This window comes from Dehalococcoidales bacterium (assembly GCA_035529395.1).
Classification (GTDB): Bacteria; Chloroflexota; Dehalococcoidia; order Dehalococcoidales; family Fen-1064; genus DUES01.
The window spans coordinates 13,656-29,937 of the sequence record DATKWT010000091.1 but is presented as its reverse complement, the minus strand read 5'-3'; the positions used below and the strand labels follow the sequence as shown (position 1 = coordinate 29,937).

The 16,282-nt window shown below is 55.6% G+C and carries 15 protein-coding genes and 1 tRNA gene; 9 read left to right on the top strand and 7 right to left on the bottom strand.

Annotated features, from left to right (window positions below):
* The first annotated feature begins 49 nt into the window (after positions 1-49).
* From VMW13_06035 to fabD, 4 genes are all read left to right on the top strand, one after another.
* A complete protein-coding gene (locus tag VMW13_06035) occupies positions 50-571 on the top strand; it encodes a DUF177 domain-containing protein (protein HUV44372.1) in 522 nt (173 codons plus the stop codon).
* Positions 572-635: 64 nt separating this feature from the next.
* Positions 636-836 carry a 50S ribosomal protein L32 gene (rpmF, locus tag VMW13_06030; protein HUV44371.1) on the top strand — a complete coding sequence of 67 codons (201 nt, stop codon included), beginning with the start codon at positions 636-638 and terminating at the stop codon, positions 834-836.
* Between the two features lie 13 nt (positions 837-849).
* Positions 850-1,800 carry a DUF561 domain-containing protein gene (locus VMW13_06025; GenBank protein ID HUV44370.1) on the top strand — a complete coding sequence of 317 codons (951 nt, stop codon included), beginning with the start codon at positions 850-852 and terminating at the stop codon, positions 1,798-1,800.
* Between the two features lie 2 nt (positions 1,801-1,802).
* Entirely contained in the window at positions 1,803-2,738 is a 936-nt protein-coding gene (fabD, locus tag VMW13_06020) for an ACP S-malonyltransferase (GenBank protein ID HUV44369.1), read from the top strand.
* 139 nt (positions 2,739-2,877) lie between these two features.
* Here fabD and VMW13_06015 read toward each other — a convergent pair whose 3' ends face one another.
* Complete coding sequence (locus VMW13_06015) at positions 2,878-4,110, bottom strand: reductive dehalogenase (protein ID HUV44368.1); 1,233 nt, start codon at positions 4,108-4,110, stop codon at positions 2,878-2,880.
* Between the two features lie 290 nt (positions 4,111-4,400).
* On the opposite strand from VMW13_06015, the gene fabG reads away from it, so the two are divergent.
* The 4 genes from fabG to VMW13_05995 all read left to right on the top strand — a co-directional run bounded on the left by fabG (position 4,401) and on the right by VMW13_05995 (position 6,688).
* Positions 4,401-5,153: a 3-oxoacyl-[acyl-carrier-protein] reductase gene (fabG, locus tag VMW13_06010; GenBank protein HUV44367.1), complete on the top strand. Its 753-nt coding sequence runs from the start codon at positions 4,401-4,403 to the stop codon at positions 5,151-5,153.
* Positions 5,154-5,274: 121 nt separating this feature from the next.
* Positions 5,275-5,685 carry a transcription antitermination factor NusB gene (nusB, locus tag VMW13_06005; protein HUV44366.1) on the top strand — a complete coding sequence of 137 codons (411 nt, stop codon included), beginning with the start codon at positions 5,275-5,277 and terminating at the stop codon, positions 5,683-5,685.
* Between the two features lie 24 nt (positions 5,686-5,709).
* A complete protein-coding gene (gene acpP, locus VMW13_06000; GenBank protein ID HUV44365.1) occupies positions 5,710-5,970 on the top strand; it encodes an acyl carrier protein in 261 nt (86 codons plus the stop codon).
* A gap of 13 nt (positions 5,971-5,983) precedes the next feature.
* Positions 5,984-6,688 carry an HAD-IA family hydrolase gene (locus tag VMW13_05995; protein ID HUV44364.1) on the top strand — a complete coding sequence of 235 codons (705 nt, stop codon included), beginning with the start codon at positions 5,984-5,986 and terminating at the stop codon, positions 6,686-6,688.
* Between the two features lie 113 nt (positions 6,689-6,801).
* Here VMW13_05995 and VMW13_05990 read toward each other — a convergent pair whose 3' ends face one another.
* The 3 genes from VMW13_05990 to VMW13_05980 form a co-directional block, all read right to left on the bottom strand.
* Positions 6,802-8,112: a CoA transferase gene (locus VMW13_05990; GenBank protein ID HUV44363.1), complete on the bottom strand. Its 1,311-nt coding sequence runs from the start codon at positions 8,110-8,112 to the stop codon at positions 6,802-6,804.
* A 284-nt stretch (positions 8,113-8,396) separates the two neighbouring features.
* Complete coding sequence (locus VMW13_05985) at positions 8,397-9,683, bottom strand: CoA transferase (GenBank protein HUV44362.1); 1,287 nt, start codon at positions 9,681-9,683, stop codon at positions 8,397-8,399.
* A 32-nt stretch (positions 9,684-9,715) separates the two neighbouring features.
* Positions 9,716-10,912 carry a CoA transferase gene (locus VMW13_05980; protein ID HUV44361.1) on the bottom strand — a complete coding sequence of 399 codons (1,197 nt, stop codon included), beginning with the start codon at positions 10,910-10,912 and terminating at the stop codon, positions 9,716-9,718.
* A gap of 193 nt (positions 10,913-11,105) precedes the next feature.
* On the opposite strand from VMW13_05980, the gene VMW13_05975 reads away from it, so the two are divergent.
* Positions 11,106-11,181, top strand: a tRNA-His gene (locus tag VMW13_05975).
* A 71-nt stretch (positions 11,182-11,252) separates the two neighbouring features.
* On the opposite strand, the gene VMW13_05970 is transcribed toward VMW13_05975, so the two are convergent.
* The 3 genes from VMW13_05970 to VMW13_05960 all read right to left on the bottom strand — a co-directional run bounded on the left by VMW13_05970 (position 11,253) and on the right by VMW13_05960 (position 16,006).
* Positions 11,253-12,584, bottom strand: a complete 1,332-nt coding sequence (locus tag VMW13_05970; protein HUV44360.1) for an FAD-dependent oxidoreductase — start codon at positions 12,582-12,584, stop codon at positions 11,253-11,255.
* A 371-nt stretch (positions 12,585-12,955) separates the two neighbouring features.
* Complete coding sequence (locus VMW13_05965) at positions 12,956-14,884, bottom strand: FAD-dependent oxidoreductase (GenBank protein ID HUV44359.1); 1,929 nt, start codon at positions 14,882-14,884, stop codon at positions 12,956-12,958.
* An 87-nt stretch (positions 14,885-14,971) separates the two neighbouring features.
* Positions 14,972-16,006 carry a (Fe-S)-binding protein gene (locus tag VMW13_05960; GenBank protein HUV44358.1) on the bottom strand — a complete coding sequence of 345 codons (1,035 nt, stop codon included), beginning with the start codon at positions 16,004-16,006 and terminating at the stop codon, positions 14,972-14,974.
* Positions 16,007-16,282: the final 276 nt, after the last annotated feature.

Below are 16,282 nucleotides of genomic sequence, written 5' to 3'. Positions count from 1 at the left end.
CCACCAGAGGAAGTATCCCACACGTTCCCGGGAGGAGCGGCCAGGACAGATGCAGATAAACGTTTCCCAGCAGCTCAAGGAAGCCATCGGGTCAACACGAAGCTACGATGTAGACGAAACGGTTGATATTGCCAACCAGGAGAGTCATGTCGAGGGTAGATTCAATCTGGTCCGCACCGACCGGGGAATCCTGGCTCGTGGTACCCTGCGTACAGAGATTGCAGTCACCTGCAGCCGCTGCCTGCGCTCGTGCCCCCTGGCACTAACCCTGGATGTTGAGGAAGAGTACTATCCCACAACGGATGTGCTCACCGGAGCACCACTGTCCCTGCCGGACCGGTCCGGGTACTTTACCATCGATGAACACCATATCCTTGATCTTGCCGAGGCAATACGCCAGTATGCAGTACTGGCTATCCCGATGAAGCCGTTGTGCCAGGAGAATTGCACCGGTCTATGCCCCACGTGCGGTCACAACCTCAACCTGGGACCGTGTGACTGTCCACAGCAGGAAATCGACCCCCGATGGAGCGGACTGTGCAAACTGGCCGTGGCCGATAACAACGCCTGAAAATGCCTAACGATGCCTGACTATGCCCGAGGGGCATAGTCAGGGGAAAGAAAGCGAGTAGACTATGGGAGCCCTGCCAAAGAGAAAGATTACCAAGGCACGTAGGGGAAGAAGGCGCAGCCATGACCATCTGTCCGCCCCAGCCCTGGTAACCTGCCCACAGTGCCACAGCCCGAAACTGCCACACCATGTCTGTCACACGTGCGGCAGCTATGCAGGACGGGAAGTCGTCGAAATCAAGAGCCCGAAACCAAAGACCAGCTAGGGAAGGCCAGGCCGTGCTCAAGACCGTAATCTGTGACCTTATCGGCATAGAGCATCCCATCATCCAGGGAGGGATGGCTCACCTCGGTACTGCCGAGCTTGTCTCGGCGGTCTCCAATGCCGGAGGGCTGGGCATTATCGGTGCCGGCTACTACCAGCCTGACTGGGTCAGGCAGCAGATACACCTCACCCGGGAACTCACCGACAGGCCCTTTGGCATCAACCTCCCGCTGACATCGCCGTATACTGACGAGGTTATCGCCATAATCCTCCAAGAGAAGGTATCCGTGGTCACCACCGGCGTCGGTGACCCCACGGCATTTGTGCCCGCTCTCAGAGAGCTAGGGATGAAGGTAATGCCGGTCGTGGCCGGCGTCAGGCCGGCACAGCGACTAGAGGAAGCCGGTGTCGACGCCATTGTCGCCGAGGGCATGGAATCGGGAGGGCACATCGGGGAAACGACGACCATGGCACTGGTGCCCCAGGTGGTCGATAGTGTCAGCATACCGGTGATTGCCGCCGGAGGTATTGCCGATGGGCGTGGTCTGGCGGCAGCCCTGGCCCTCGGTGCCCAGGGTGTACAAATCGGGACGCGATTCGCCTGTAGCGAGGAATCCATTGCCCACCCCGGCTACAAGCAGAAGGTCCTCGAGGCTCACGACCGGTCAACGGTCATCACCGGCCGCACTACCAGCCTGCCTCTCCGTAGTCTGAAGAACAGTCTCACCGAGCAGTTTCTGGCACTGGAAGAGTCCGGGGTCTCGTCCGAGGAACTGAGTATGTTCGGCGAGGGCAGAATGCACCTCGGTCTGATTGACGGCGATGTCGACGATGGCTCGCTGCTGGCCGGGCAGATTGCCGGCATGATACATGAAATCAAGCCGGTCAGGATAATCATAGAAGAGATGGTGGCTGAAGCCGAGGCAGTGATAGCGCGCCTCAGAAGCCTGCAGACAGGTGGCTAATAATGGTCGATACAAAGAGAGTGGCTTATGTCTTTCCGGGGCAAGGTTCCCAGTCCGTCGGCATGGGACGTGACCTTTACGAGAGCTACCCCGTAGCGAGAACGGTTTTTGAACAGGCCGACGAAAGGCTGGGGTTCTCTCTCTCCGGGCTTTGCTTCGAAGGACCGGAGGACGAGCTCCGCAAGACAGTCAACGCGCAACCGGCGCTGGTCACGGTGAGCTTTGCCTGCCTGAAGGCGGCCCAGGAAACAGGCAAGGGTCTGCCGCCACCAACCTTCGTGGCCGGCCATAGCCTCGGGGAGTACACCGCGCTGGCTGCGGCAGCCGTGCTTGACTTCGCCGATACCGTTTACCTCGCCCGCGAGAGGGGCCGTTTGATGTACCAGGCCGGGTTGGAACGACCCGGCACGATGGCAGCAATCATCGGACTGGACGAGCCGGTACTGACCGGCATCTGCCAGGAAACAGACACCCGGTTAGCCAATATCAACTGCCCCGGACAACTGGTAATCAGCGGGGCCACTGACAATATTGACAGAGCGGTAGAGCTGGCCAAAGAGAAGGGTGCATCCCGCGCTATCCCCCTTCAGGTGAGTGGTGCTTTCCATACCCCGCTGATGCAGCCCGCCGTAGACGGAATGGCCGAGATTATTCCCACCCTGACCTTCCGTGAGCCCGCTGTACCCATAATCGCCAATACTTCCGCCCGACCGATGACCACTGCGGAGGCAGTCAAGTCAGAACTCCTGGAACAGCTATGCAACAGCGTTCAGTGGCAGGGTTCCATCGAGTACATGATTGAGAACGGTGTCACCAGCGTCATCGAAATCGGGCCCGGCAGGGTTCTTACCGGCCTGATGAGGCGCATAGACCGAAGCGTGGAGACGCTGAATATCGGGGACGCCGAAGCCGTCCAGGCCCTCGCAGAGCAGTCCTGACGCCTTCCCTGGTATCTAGTTGCACAAATCCGCACAACATTCAGATTCTGCGTCACTGAGGCTAGTGGCACGTCACCCTGAGTGTAGAGAAGGGTCTCACCCCACGGAACATACTACATGGTGTTTCTGCAACTGAGTACTAGTGCCGCCGGGGCTGCCACTCCTCCCAGAAGTCCGCTACCCGGGCCGGTCTGCCGTAACCGAGCAATTTGTCCATCCGGACACAGAGAGAATCCGTCCACCTCAGGTAGTCGGTAAGACGCAGGACCGCCCGGTGGAACAGGGTATCCGGCTTATTGTAGGGGCAGCAGGCAACGCAGATGGTGCATGACTTATCCGTACGCCCCCAGTGCATACGGCATTTGACAGGGTCAATCGACCACTTCATTTCACCAGTCACGTTGGACACGTTGTTTGGCTCGGAGGTCCTCTCCCCGGTGGAAATGGCCTGTGATGGACACATCTCGGCACACTTCATACAGGCTTTACAGAATTCGGTGACCCCGAAATCAACCGGCGTATCGACAATCAGCGGCAGGTCAGTAAACACCTTGCTCAACCTCAGGCGAGGCCCGAACTGTGGTGTAATCAGTATCCCGTTCCGTCCGATGTCACCCAGCCCTGCCTGCATTGCCAGTGGTACCGAAAGGGCAACATCATTGATGCTACAGTCAATGGTCTTGAACCCCAGCCCCCGAATGAAGGCGGACAGGTGGGCATTGGCAATGGCCATCCTGCTGTAACCCATTGCCGTAGTGGTTTCGGCAACATAGGTCGGGAAGTACTTCATGAGGTCGTAATCCATCTCGAATCCCATGACTATGGCGTACTGAAACTCACCGGGTATTTCCTGCGGCCGGGATCCGTCTGCGTCCACTTCAGACTCACGCGCACCCTCAAATGTGTTCCCTCCGTAGGTGTGTGAATACACGAACCGCCGGTCCAGCCGGCAGACACCCACCAGGTCGGCTCCAAAGTACCGGGCCACTTTCTTCACATTACGCGTCAGTACCTCCGAGTCACTGACATCAATCTTCATCCTCTCACGAGGTTTCTCCGGCATGGGTTGACGACGCGAGTATGCACCTGCCATCGCCGCCGTTATTGCCATTGTCACCGGGCTGGGGTTGGGCTTGTACATATTGAACACCGCTAGCTGTGTGATGCGTGAGCTCGCCCGTTTCAGTGCGTGGTCAAGCAAAGTATAGCCCGGTCTCTCCCTGGCTTCGCCACCGAATGACCAGTCCTCCAGCAACTCTTTCATCTCCGGGTCCCAGGCCGGCCTGTTGAACATCTGATACTTCTGGTCAAACCTCTCGACCGTACCGGCAATATACTTCTTCTCCCACTGGTCAAGGGTCAGTCTCTTCATATCGTCACTCCAACTCTACGCGTTCTTACAACTCATCCACAGGTCTCACAATGGTACCGCCTGAACTCGGAGACTGTCAATGCTCACTGAGCACATATAGGACCGGCCGAAATAATCTCACACTCCACCCCGGATTGCTTCGCTTCGCTCGCAGTGGCAGTCAGTATTGAAACCGGTTATCAACCAACGGGTGAATCCGAAGTCGCAATGTACTATACTAATAGTACGCAACGTCTCGGGCAACCCTCATAGCCGCCCCGAGCCAGGAAATAGAGTTCAAGGAGTAACAAATGGACCTTTCCGATAGGGTAGCTATAGTCACCGGCAGCGGCCGCGGCATCGGGGCAGCTATCGCCCTGAAACTGGCTGAAGTCGGTGCCACCGTCGTCATTAACGACGTCGGTGATATGGAACCGGCTGAAGCCGTGGCCGAAGAAATCAGGAAAATGGGACAGCAAAGCCTGGTTGTTCCCGCCGATATCAGCGATTCAAGTGAAGTCACCCGTATGGTAGAGACTGTCACCAGTAACTACGGAAAAGTCGATATCCTGATAAACAACGCCGGTATAACCAGGGACCAGCTCATAATGCGGATGTCGGATGACGACTGGGACCAAGTGCTCGGAGTGAATCTGAAGAGCGTATTCCTCTGCACCCGGGCGGTACTGAGACCCATGATGAAGCAGCGCTGGGGCAGAATCGTCAGTATCGCCAGCATTGTCGGTCTCATCGGCAACGCCGGACAGGCCAATTACGCCTCGGCGAAGGCAGGCATCATCGGCTTCACCCGCACCGTCGCCAAGGAAGTAGCCTCCCGCGGGATTACGGCCAACGCGGTAGCTCCCGGCTTCATAGACACTACGATGACCCAGCACTTACCCGAAGAGCGCAGGCAGGCCATGGCCGACCAGATACTGCTCGGCTACCTGGGCACTCCCCGAGATGTCGCCGAGGCGGTTGCGTTCCTCGCCTCAGAAGAAGCACACTATATCACAGGGCAGGTGCTCACGGTTGACGGGGGGATTTCCCTGGGGAAGATGTAGATAGAGGGGGCAGGGTTTGAATCCTGCCCCCTTTCTATTGGGTAGAGATATCAGAATTGACCTCGCACTGCGCTTCTGCTAAAGTCAGTTAGTAAGACAGACAGACGAGGGGACTACCGATATGCCGGGAGCACGGCGTAGAGCAAGAATGGCCGCCTTCCAGGCCCTGTGCGAAATCAGCTCCGCCGGGCATGATGCGGAAAAGGCCCTGGCCCATCTCCTGGCTGAAAGCGACCTCTCGGAGATGAACAAGGACTTTGCCCGGGAACTCGTCAATGGCATCACACGAAACCAGGAGAAAATTGACGAGCACATACGGCGTTTTGCCTCTGCCTGGCCACTGGAGCAACTCTCGGTAGTTGACAGAAGCATACTGAGACTGGCAATATATGAGATGCTACTGGAGAGTAAGGTCCCGGTCAAGGTAGCCATTAATGAGGCAGTTGAACTCGCCAAGACATTTGGCAGTGACAGTTCCTCAAGGTTCGTGAATGGGGTCCTGGGTGCAGTGAGCACTCTCGTCAGCAGATGACTAATTTCCGGAAGGAGGTAGAAAGTGGCAACTATACTAGAGCGCGTACGGAAGATAGTCGCGGAGCAACTCGGCGTTGGTGAGAGCGATGCGCTGCCTTCGTCCAGTTTCGTCGATGACCTGGGCGCCGATTCTCTGGACCTGGTAGAGCTGGTAATGTCTCTTGAGGAGGAGTTCAGCTCTCCGGACAAGAAGGTCGAGATACCTGACGAAGACGCCGAGAAGATTCTCACCGTTCAGAACGCCGTAGACTACGTTACTGACTTGGGTATTAAAGACGAATAGTCGAGGAGCCGTTGTGATAAAAGCGGTGTTCTTCGACTGGTTCGGTACACTGGCACAATACCATCCGCCCCGCGAGCAACTACTAAGCCAAGTTCTTGAGGAGCTTGGCTTAAACGTGTCACCTGATGATATCCGGCCCGCCCTGGTGGTCGCAGACAGGGAGTTCTACGAAGAGAACGCTGCTGTGTCATGGCAGGACATGACTGGCGAGGAACGGACGAACATGTTCATCCGCCAGCAGCAAAGGATGCTGGAGAGGGCCGGTGTCCAGGTCTCAGGAGATATGCCCTATAAAATCTTAGCCCGGACGCGCGAATTGTACGCCGGGCTGAAATTCGTCCTCTTCGATGACGTGCTGGACACCATGAAAGTCCTGAAGAAACGCGACCTCACCCTCGGTCTGCTGACCAACCTCAACCGGGATATAAACTCACTATGCCGTGAGCTGGGCATGGAGCCCTATCTTGATTTCACGGTAACTTCCGCTGAAGTGGGAGCAGAAAAGCCCCATCCCCCTGTGTTCCTTGCCGCCCTGGAGCACGCCTCCGTGACCGCTGAACAGGCACTGCATGTCGGTGACCAGTACAGTGTTGACGTCGTCGGTGCCAGGAACCTGGGTATCAACCCGGTACTCCTCGACCGTAACGATGCCTACCCGGAAGTGAACGACTGCCCTCGAATCCGCGCGCTAGCCGAAGTGACCGCCTTCCTCAACTAGCCACACCCACCCCGCCACGAATCATCCGGGTGCATTCCAGCCACACAATCACTGCTATTATTAGCCGCTTTTCCCGACTATGCTGCCCCAGGCAGGAACGACCCCGGTAACTTTCAGGCTATGGTCCCTTCTTCTTTGAGTCGCGCGATATCCTCCCAGCTATAGCCCAGTTCCAGGAGAATCTCCTCTGTATGCTGGCTGAACTCCGGAGACGGGAGTCGGTATGTGGCCGGGGTCTCACTGAGATTTACGGGATTGGCGATTACCTTCATCGGTCCGTATGTAGGGTGGTCAACGGGCAGGAACATGTTGTTTGCCTCTGCCTGGACATCATTGACAACATCCACGGTGTTTTGTATGGGAGCGTACGGCAACCCGACTAGGTGAGGTGTCCATTCATCGAGAGTCCTGGTGATAAAGGCGTCCCGCAGGATAGAGTATAGCTCACCTTTGTTCTCGGTCCTGGCCTCACTTGATATAAACCTCGGGTCTTCCTCAAGGTCAGGACGCTCGATTACGCGGCAGAACTCCGCCCAGAACCGGTCCGACTGCAGCGCATTGAAACCGATTACCTTGCCGTCTTTCGTGGTGTAACGATTCGCCAGGGGATTGGGTGAGTTCTCCCGGTAGAACTCGCCGAGACGTACTATTGCTTCCTGGGCCTCACCAATGAGCTCGTTCCGGCGCTTCATCAACTCTTCATCCAGCACCTCGGGGGGATTGAGCCTGTACTCCACGATATCCTGCCCGGTAGCCAGAGCAGCCGAAACGTCGAAGGTCAACTGGTAGATGCCGGTATGCAATAAGGAGGTGTCAATCTCCTGGCCTATCCCGGTCTTGTCACGGTGGTAGAGGGCCATCACAATGCCAAAGGCAAGCCCGAGACCGGCAACAACATCACCAAACGCCGGGCGTGGGGCCGGTCCCGAGAGTCCGGGGACGGTCAGAGTGCTGGTGACCCCCGACCTCCCCCAGTAGACGGTGGTATCATAGGCCGGGGTCTCACGGTTGGGCCCTTTTTTGCCATGCCCGGTCAGGCAAGCGTAGATAAGCTTCGGGTTGATACGGCGCAGGGCATCATAGCTCACCCCGTGTTTCTCCTTCTCTGGGAGACGCAGGTTGGTTACGAAAACGTCCGTCTCCTTGACCAGCTTGTATATTATGTCCCTGCCCGACTCATGGGAAATGTCCACCGCCAGACTGCGCTTGTTACGGTTGAAGGCTTCCCAGTTGTAGTTGATTTCAGAGGGCACACCGGCACCGCCACCATATCCCGCCTGAAGCACCCTCCATGAATCGCCCCTGGTGGCGTGCTCCACGTGAATCACATCCGCACCGAAGTCACCCAGATGCCGGGCACACATGGGCACAGCGGCCACCTGGGAAACGTCCAGAACCTTGATACCTTCCAGTACAGCCTTCATCTGGATTTCTCCAATCTTCTTTTTAATGCATTGGTTATTCTACACTATGGTTCCGCACCCACGTGAATTATATACCATCTCCAGTACCTGGTTGCACAAATCCGCGCAACATTCAGATTCTGCGCCACTGAGGCGAGTGGCGTGCCACTGAAGCCAACGGCGTGTTGCTCAAGAATGACATGCCAACGGCGTGTCACCCTGAACTTACCTGCTGGCTTTGCCAGCAGGCCGAAGCCGAAGGGTCTCACCCCGCGGAACATACTAGGTATTTCTGCAACCAGGTACTAAAACATGCCCCCCTGTTGCTCCGGCAGGGCTTCGGTGCCGATTATACCGAGCTCTTCCAGCTCCGAAATCCCCTCCTCAGACATGCCGAGTATTTCCCCGAAAACATAGCGGTTGTGCTCACCGAGGCACGGAGCGGGCATCCTTATACTCCCCGGTGTCTTTGAGAACCGGGCGTACATGCCGATATAGGGATGCGTGCCCGCTTCGGGGTGGGTGACTGTTTCAAAGATGCCCCGTTCGTTTAGATGCGGCTCCTCGGTCAGTTCCCTGGCGTTGAGCACCGGCCCAGCGGGGACGTCTGCCCGCTGCAGGATGCGCATTACATCGTAGTGGTCATGCTGCACAGTCCAGACCTCTATCAGCCTGTCCAGCTCATCCTGGTGGCGGTACCTGCCCGGCAGGTTTGAGAACCGGGTATCCTCTGTCCAGGGCGGCTGCTCCAGCGCCTGACAGAACCGCTCCCAGACTGCGTCTGAAGAGACGGCAATCACCACCCAGTTATCTTCACCCCGGCAGCGATAGCAGCCGTGGGGCGCCATCGAGGGATGGCGGTTTCCCATTCGCTCACGTACCCGTCCGTTCATCGTGTAGTCCATCACGGAATCCGCGTTGAACGAGATAAGACCTTCTACCTGTGAGAGGTCAATATGCATTCCCCGGCCCGTACGCCGGCGGTAGTGCAGGGCTGACAGTACAGCAAAAGCGGCGTTCATCCCGGACAGTGGGTCGCCGTAGGACAGCCCGCTCTGCAACATCGGCTCTTCACCAGGATAACCGGTGAGATACGCCATACCGCTCATGCAGTCTATCGTCTGCCCGAAGGCAATATGGTCCCTGTCCGGGCCGGTCCTGCCCAGGGCCGGCAATGACATCATAATGAGCCGGGGGTTGATTTCAGTGAGTACCGGGTAATCAATATCCAGGCTATCCATGACCCTGGGGCTATAGTTCTCCAGGACAACGTCACTGACTTCAACCAGCTTCATGAACACCTCTTTGCCCCGCCCGGTACGAAGGTCGAGTGTGATTCCATACTTGTTCCGGTTCTGCAGGTTGAAGCCGGCCGAACGATTGTACGGCTTTTCAACGGATGCCAACTCCGGCATCCGCTCAATAAGTATTGGTGTAACCCTGGCAGGCCCTCGCCACGGGTCGATGTGTCCCAGCGATTCTATCTTGATTACCTCAGCCCCCATGTCGGCCAGCAACCGGCTGCCCATGGGTCCGGCAAACCACATGGAGAGGTCAAGTACCCGCAGTCCTTCCAGCGGCAGTCCAGGCATTTTCTCTATCCCTCCGCGAGGCGTGGAATTGCTCAAATAACGCCCGTCTCTCGCAGCCTCACCAGGTCTTTTTTATTATAACCGAGACGATGGCAGTAGATTTCCTCGTTATGCTCACCCAGCAGCGGCGCCGGCTTTAATTCATAGGGCAAATCACCCAATCCAAACTGGGCACCGGGATACCTGACCTTTCCGGTAACGGGATGCTCAACATCTACGAAATAGCCTCTCTCGTTGAGATGCTCAGAGTTGAGTAACCGGTCGGCCCCAGCCGGGATTCCAAAAGGAATCCTTCGCTTCTGCGCTTCGCGCAGCAGTTCCTCCTGGTCATGCTCGAGTAGCCAGGGAATTAACGTAGCAATAAGCTCGTCCACATTCTCGGTGCGGTGGATTCTGGTAAGGAACCTCTCGTCGCTGGCTAGCTCCGGTTTCCCCATCCACTCACAGAGGGATTGCCACTGGCTGTTCGTAACGGCGATAGCCCCGATATAGCCGTCCCGACAGGGTAGTATCGAACCGGGTGGGGGCAGTACCATATTGCCGATTCTGCTGGTAACCCTCTCGTGGTAGTGATATATTTGCGTAATATTCATCTGGATGTAGAGCACGGCATCCATCAGGGATATGTCCACGTGTTGTCCGACTCCGGTCAACTCCCGACCGTGGAAAGCGGTCATTGTACCGACACATCCGAAGAGACCGCTGACAAACTGCGCCTGGTTCCCGCCGGGTTTAAGTGGCTCGCGGTCCGGGTGGCCGATGATGCTCATCCAGCCACCCATAGCATCAGCGACAATCTCGGTGGCCTTGTAGTCTCGGTAGGGACCGGTCTGCCCGAAGTTGGAAATGGAGGTCATAACCAGACCGGGGTTTATCCTCTCCAGACTCTCATAGTCCAGACCCAGAGACGCCATCACCCTGGGGCTGAAGTTCTCCACGAGGATGTCAGCGTCTACCACCAGTTCCCGGAATATTCTAATCCCGGTCTCAGACTTCAGGTTCAGAGTGACACCGCGTTTGTTGGTGTTCAGGTAGAGAAACAGGCCACTCTTTTCCGGATGAGGGTCATCCTTGTAGAAGGGGCCAATCCTTCTGGCGCCGTCACCGGTACCGTGCCTTTCCACCTTGACCACCTCGGCGCCATAGTCGGCGAGCAGCTTGGTGCAGTAGGGCCCGGCAATGTAGTGAGTTACATCCAGTACCCTGACGCCGGACAGAGCCTGCTCCACAGTCTCTCCCTTCTCCGTTCCGTGGGAATATGTCAGAAACCGTCCCGCACATGGGGACGGTCTTCCCTGGGGTGGGGTTACCCACGAGTATACCAATCGGTACTGGCTAAATCAAATTACGCGCATTGAAAGCGTATACTACGTTCAGGTATAATGGCTATGTCTGTTTCAGACATAAAGTATTTTTTCCGTGGTGGGTGTCGCCTAGCGGTTAAGGCGCCAGGTTGTGGCCCTGGAGATCGGGGGTTCGAATCCCCTCACTCACCCCATACAAACTACCGCTATCGTGTCCGCCAGGTGCGGACATTTTACTTTTCAGCCGGTACGTTGGCTGTCGTTGCTAACCGGCAACCTTCTCAAGAAGTGCGTCCAGCGCCATGGTCACTGCCTCATATCCAGCACCTACCGTCGGTGAATAGCAGGTGTCGATTAGAGACAATCGTTGCAGCGGAACCTTCTCGGCTATAGCCACAGCCAGCCTGTCAATCTTGCCCGCAACCATTTCCTCCGAGGTAATCTGTGCTCCAATCAGGGTACGGGACTTGCGGTCGGCAATAAGCTTGATATTGACAGGTCTACCACCAAAAGTCCGGCGTCGCGTCGAACTGGTTGTCATGCTGGTGACAACATCAAACCCCTGCTCCCGGGCATAGTCCTCAGTGAGTCCAACCGTTCCGACTTCGCATCCATAGATTTCGGTGATGAATGTCATCACTGTCCCCTGATAGGCAATAACGTTCCCCAGGACCAGGTTTCTGCCGGCTATTCTCCCTGTTTTCGCTGCGTTAGTTGCCGTCTGGTAGCGTCGTTTGGTACCGGTTAGTGTGTCCCGGTTCTCCATGCAATCACCGATAGCATAGATATCCGGGTCGCTTGTCTGCAGGTACTCGTTAACAGCAACAGCCCCGGTGTCTCCTATCTCAATACCCGCCCTCCGCGCCAGACTGCTATTAGGCTCAGCGCCGACAGCAAGAAAGATAATGTCTACCTCAAGCTCTCTATCCGCCAGGTAGAGGAGCTTTTTCTCTCCCCTGGTGGCTACCCTCAGGTTCCCGGCACCCAGGATAAGTTCTACACCGTTTTCCCTGATTCTCTCTTCGACTACACCGACCATTTCTTCGTCCAGGTAAGTACGAAGGATACGATCAGACCTGCCCACCAGATAGACATGGTGGTAGCCCCTGGCTTGCAGAATGGCAGCCGTCTCCAGGGCAATTTGCCCTGTACCGATGACGACCGCACTGGTATACCCGGGGATTGCTTCCTCAAAGACCCTGGCAGGTCTTAGACCGGTGCTGAGTGTAAATTCATTGTGGCCATCAAGCCCGGGAATGGGCGGAATTACCGGAGTTGCCCCCGTGTCCAGAACCACCTTATCGTAATGGTAGATTTCCCCCCTTGCTATAATACGTTTTTCGTCTCTGAGGATTTCAGTAACCTCGGTATCGAGGTGGACTCCGATATCCCTCTCTTTATAGAACCTGTCCCTGAAAGCAAAGCTGCTCTCCCAGGATGGCAGAGTCCCTTTCAGGACAAAGGGGATTTCGCAGGGTAGATTGCCTATCTCGCCACGGTTGGTGAAGATGTCTATCCGGGCTTCCTTATCAAGACTCCGAATAACATTGGCGGCATTGTTTGCACCACCACCACCACCAACGATGCATACTTTCATTTCATTACCCCCGCTTTCTGACATCATTAATCTCTGCCTGTCTCAGGGCCGGCATTACCGGAATGTATGCTCTCAATTCTCTCTATAATATTACTCGTCCTTTGCCTGAGTGAAGCAATAGTAGCATACAGCTCCTCCGTTGATACCGGGACCAATTCTATGATTGCCATTCGCGGGCATACGTCACGACAAAGACCGCATTCATTACATCTGCTCCGGTCAATCCGGGCCTGGCCCGATTGAAGTGAAATGGCCTGTTGGGGGCAATTCTCAACACACAGCCCGCAGCCGATACAGAGAGCTTCCTTCACTCGTAAATTCATCTCAACTGTCCTTTCATGCAGAACATCCAGAGCCATCCCAGGGTTGTGCTACAGCATCCGTCCCACCATAGCTCCATCGAGAACCGAGGTAATCATCTTGCGTGGCGATATACAGTGACCAACCGCGTGCAGCTCCTGCACTTTGCCCTTTAGAGCACGATAGAGCCTGTCGTCGGCCCTGCCAGCGGTGGCAATTACCATCGTATCGACACCCTCGATTCTTCTCTCCTCCCTGGTGAAAGCATTGAAGACAACTACTGCGTTTTCTGTTATCTCTTTCACTCCAGTGCTGGGGGTTATCTTAACCCCCCTGGCCAGCAGTCTGGGCAATACAACCATTAGCGTCGCCGGGTCGAGCAACGCACCGGGATAGAGCCCATCAGTCAGTAGCTCTACCGTCTTCCCCTGCTCCGCCAGGAAATCAGCCGCACTCAACGCCTGGATATGCTGTTCTCCGGCAATAACGACCACGTTTTGCCCCGCCTCTACCTTCTCCTGAAGCAACTCGCGCACCTCGACAACATTGGCTCCCTCAACACCTGGTATTGTTGTTAGATAGGGCAGGGAACCCGTTGCCACCACCACGGCATCCGGACTTATTGACTCAACCATTTCCGAAGTTACCTCGGTTTCAAGGTTGACGTCCACTCCCAGAAGCTTCATCTGGTGCGTATAGTAACGAGGTACCTCGAGGAAATCATCCCTCATCGGGGCTTTGACCGCTATATTCAGTTGCCCACCCAATTCGCTTCCCTTTTCGTACAGGGATACCTGGTGACCCCTCAACGCAGCCACCCGGGCTGTCTCCAGACCGGCGGCACCCCCACCGATGACCATTACCTTTTTCTTGACGGGTGCCTCCGTTATGGCAAACTCACTCTCCCGACCCACCTCAGGATTATAGGCACAGGTTATGGGAAGACCCTGGACCCACCTGCCGAGACAACCTTCGTTACAGCCGGTACACTTACGTATTTCATCAAGCCTGCCCTCCTGGACCTTCTTTGGCATTTCCGGGTCGCAGATAGTAGCCCGATTCATGATTATCAGGTCTGCCTGATTGTCCGCCAGGATTTTCTCCGCCTGCACCGGATCATTTATTCTACCCACCGTCATCACCGGTAGATTCACCGCCTCCTTAATGGCAGCAGCAAGGTAAACAAAACATCCCAGAGGAAAATACATGGGAGGAATATGTGCTTCCGGATTAAAGAAAGTGCCGGCACAGATACTGATGTAGTCCAGCTTCCCGGTGGCCTCTAATCTCTGGGCATTCAGTTTGGCCAGTTCCAGGTCAATGCCACCCTCGAGAAACTCGTCCCCGGTCAACCTGATACCAACAACGAAGTCCTTCCCGACAGCATCTCTGACGGCATCGATGGTCTCGATAGGAAAACGGAGTCGATTCTCCAGGCTGCCACCGTATTCGTCGGTTCTCTGATTAAAGACAGGCGATATAAACTGGGAGAACAGGAAACCGACGGCAAGACTTATTTCCACGCCGTCAAGACCGGCTTCACATGCCCTCCTGGCGGCATCAGCAAATCCCTGGACTGCCTCCTTTATCTCCTCGATTTCCATCTGGCGAGGCACTTCCCCCGTACCCCTGTAGGGAGTCGTGGCTGGTATTGGCGATGAAGATGAAAGCGTTCCCCCATATGTATCTGAACTCCCAAACTTCCCGGGGAGCACCAGCTGCACCATCAGCTTCGTACCCTCCTGGTGAATGGCGTCGGCTAGATTCCTATAGGTGGGGATCGCAGCATCACTCTGAAGCGCCATAGGTACAGTGAACTGGGTCACGATGAGCCCCAACCCACCCTTCGCCTTGGATAAATAGTAATGGAACGCCCTATCGGTGATAGGGCCGACCACTGAGTGGAAATTGGTGGCGTGGGAAGATGAGACTATTCTATTGCGTACTGTCATCGGCCCCAGCTTGATGGGTGAAAAAAGATGCTTGAATTCTTGAGACATATTTAACCTCCGGAAGGTCTTCCCGACATCAGGTTCCGGTTATCATGGTAGCGGAGGACGCCGGATACTCCTGATATCCTTCTACACTCAGGCCGGGGTCGATTCGGGGAACGGCTTCTCACCCAGGGCCATACGGCATAGTTCAGAGATAGGTATCTTGGGTAGACTATGCTGTGATGTAGGCTGCTGTAACACTAAATCACACATAGGGCAGGAGGTTATCATGGCATCAGCACCACAATCGATAGCATCCCTGATATTTTTCTCCTGGATATCAATCGCCAGCTTGTTATTGGCAGCCATAATCGGTCCGGCGCAACAAAGCGCATCCAATCGCTCGTATTGCCTTGTCGGCCTCTCTACACCAATTAACTCCAAGACCTCGTCAAGGAAGGCATCCTGCTCCGGCACGTACCGGGTGGCGCAATTGGCCTGGTAGGCAACCTTCTTACCGAGCCTGGTGATGCTACCCTGGTGCTCTCTCAGGTAGTTGCGCAGGTACTCGAAGAGGTGCATGTATTTGAAGGGAGCGATGATGCCGCGCTCCCTGGCCCGGACGTGTACCAGGGCAAAGCCCTCATTGTGAAAGTAGACGATATCCTTGCCCAAACTAGCCAGCTTGTCGATGACGCTCCGGGCATACCGCTCAACAAAGCTCTCGCCACCAAAGTGCACACAGCCGACGAGAGACATATACTCACCGCCCCTGACCACAGTCATACCCTTGAATATCTGGCTGTCGAGGGTACCATCGGGTATCAACCGTAAACCGAAGGAATCGAGTGACAGGACAGGTCTATCAGAGTCGCCCGGTATCAGTTCGCCGGTCTCTCCCTTTCCCTCAAGTCCCTGGGCAATTCTATCCAGATTTGGTTTCATTGAAACTACTAGAGGACAGGTACCTATCTTTTCCTGCATCTTGAAGATAAGGTTTGAAGGGTCGGCCCCGGTTGGGCAGTAATCATTACAGGCGATACAGGTGATACACGTGTGCAGTATCTCGGCGTCTTTGCCCTCCATGAGCAGCTTGATTTCAGATACGGCTTTATCTTTGTCATAATCGGTATAACGGCACTTCACCAGGCAATCACCACACAGGTCACATTTTGATTCGTCCCACATTGTAAACCTCCTGATACATACCTTCTATTCTACGGGGAAAACCAAGGTAGGCTAGCATTTAGCCGTGATGAATGTCAAACGGTTGTTGTGCGGTGTCCAGGACATAAGTGACACTCCAGTACAACCGACGCTGGTTGCCACCGGAGAGTACCTGTACGGTTAACTATGGGACTGGCGGCCTCCTCGTGGGGCAATGCCTCACTCCCCTTACGCCTTTCTCCTCTGGAGAAAGGGGCGATATCTATATGTGTGGGAAGCTGGCTTTGCCAGCTTCCC

Excerpts from the sequence above, each read along its gene's own strand:
- VMW13_06035 (HUV44372.1), top strand. The coding sequence starts at position 50 with ATGCAGATAAACGTTTCCCAGCAGCTCAAGGAAGCCATCGGGTCAACA.
- rpmF (HUV44371.1), top strand. The coding sequence starts at position 636 with ATGGGAGCCCTGCCAAAGAGAAAGATTACCAAGGCACGTAGGGGAAGA.
- fabD (HUV44369.1), top strand. The coding sequence starts at position 1,803 with ATGGTCGATACAAAGAGAGTGGCTTATGTCTTTCCGGGGCAAGGTTCC.
- VMW13_06015 (HUV44368.1), bottom strand. The coding sequence starts at position 4,110 with ATGAAGAGACTGACCCTTGACCAGTGGGAGAAGAAGTATATTGCCGGT.
- fabG (HUV44367.1), top strand. The coding sequence starts at position 4,401 with ATGGACCTTTCCGATAGGGTAGCTATAGTCACCGGCAGCGGCCGCGGC.
- nusB (HUV44366.1), top strand. The coding sequence starts at position 5,275 with ATGCCGGGAGCACGGCGTAGAGCAAGAATGGCCGCCTTCCAGGCCCTG.
- VMW13_05990 (HUV44363.1), bottom strand. The coding sequence starts at position 8,112 with ATGAAGGCTGTACTGGAAGGTATCAAGGTTCTGGACGTTTCCCAGGTG.
- VMW13_05985 (HUV44362.1), bottom strand. The coding sequence starts at position 9,683 with ATGCCTGGACTGCCGCTGGAAGGACTGCGGGTACTTGACCTCTCCATG.
- VMW13_05970 (HUV44360.1), bottom strand. The coding sequence starts at position 12,584 with ATGAAAGTATGCATCGTTGGTGGTGGTGGTGGTGCAAACAATGCCGCC.
- VMW13_05965 (HUV44359.1), bottom strand. The coding sequence starts at position 14,884 with ATGTCTCAAGAATTCAAGCATCTTTTTTCACCCATCAAGCTGGGGCCG.
- VMW13_05960 (HUV44358.1), bottom strand. The coding sequence starts at position 16,006 with ATGTGGGACGAATCAAAATGTGACCTGTGTGGTGATTGCCTGGTGAAG.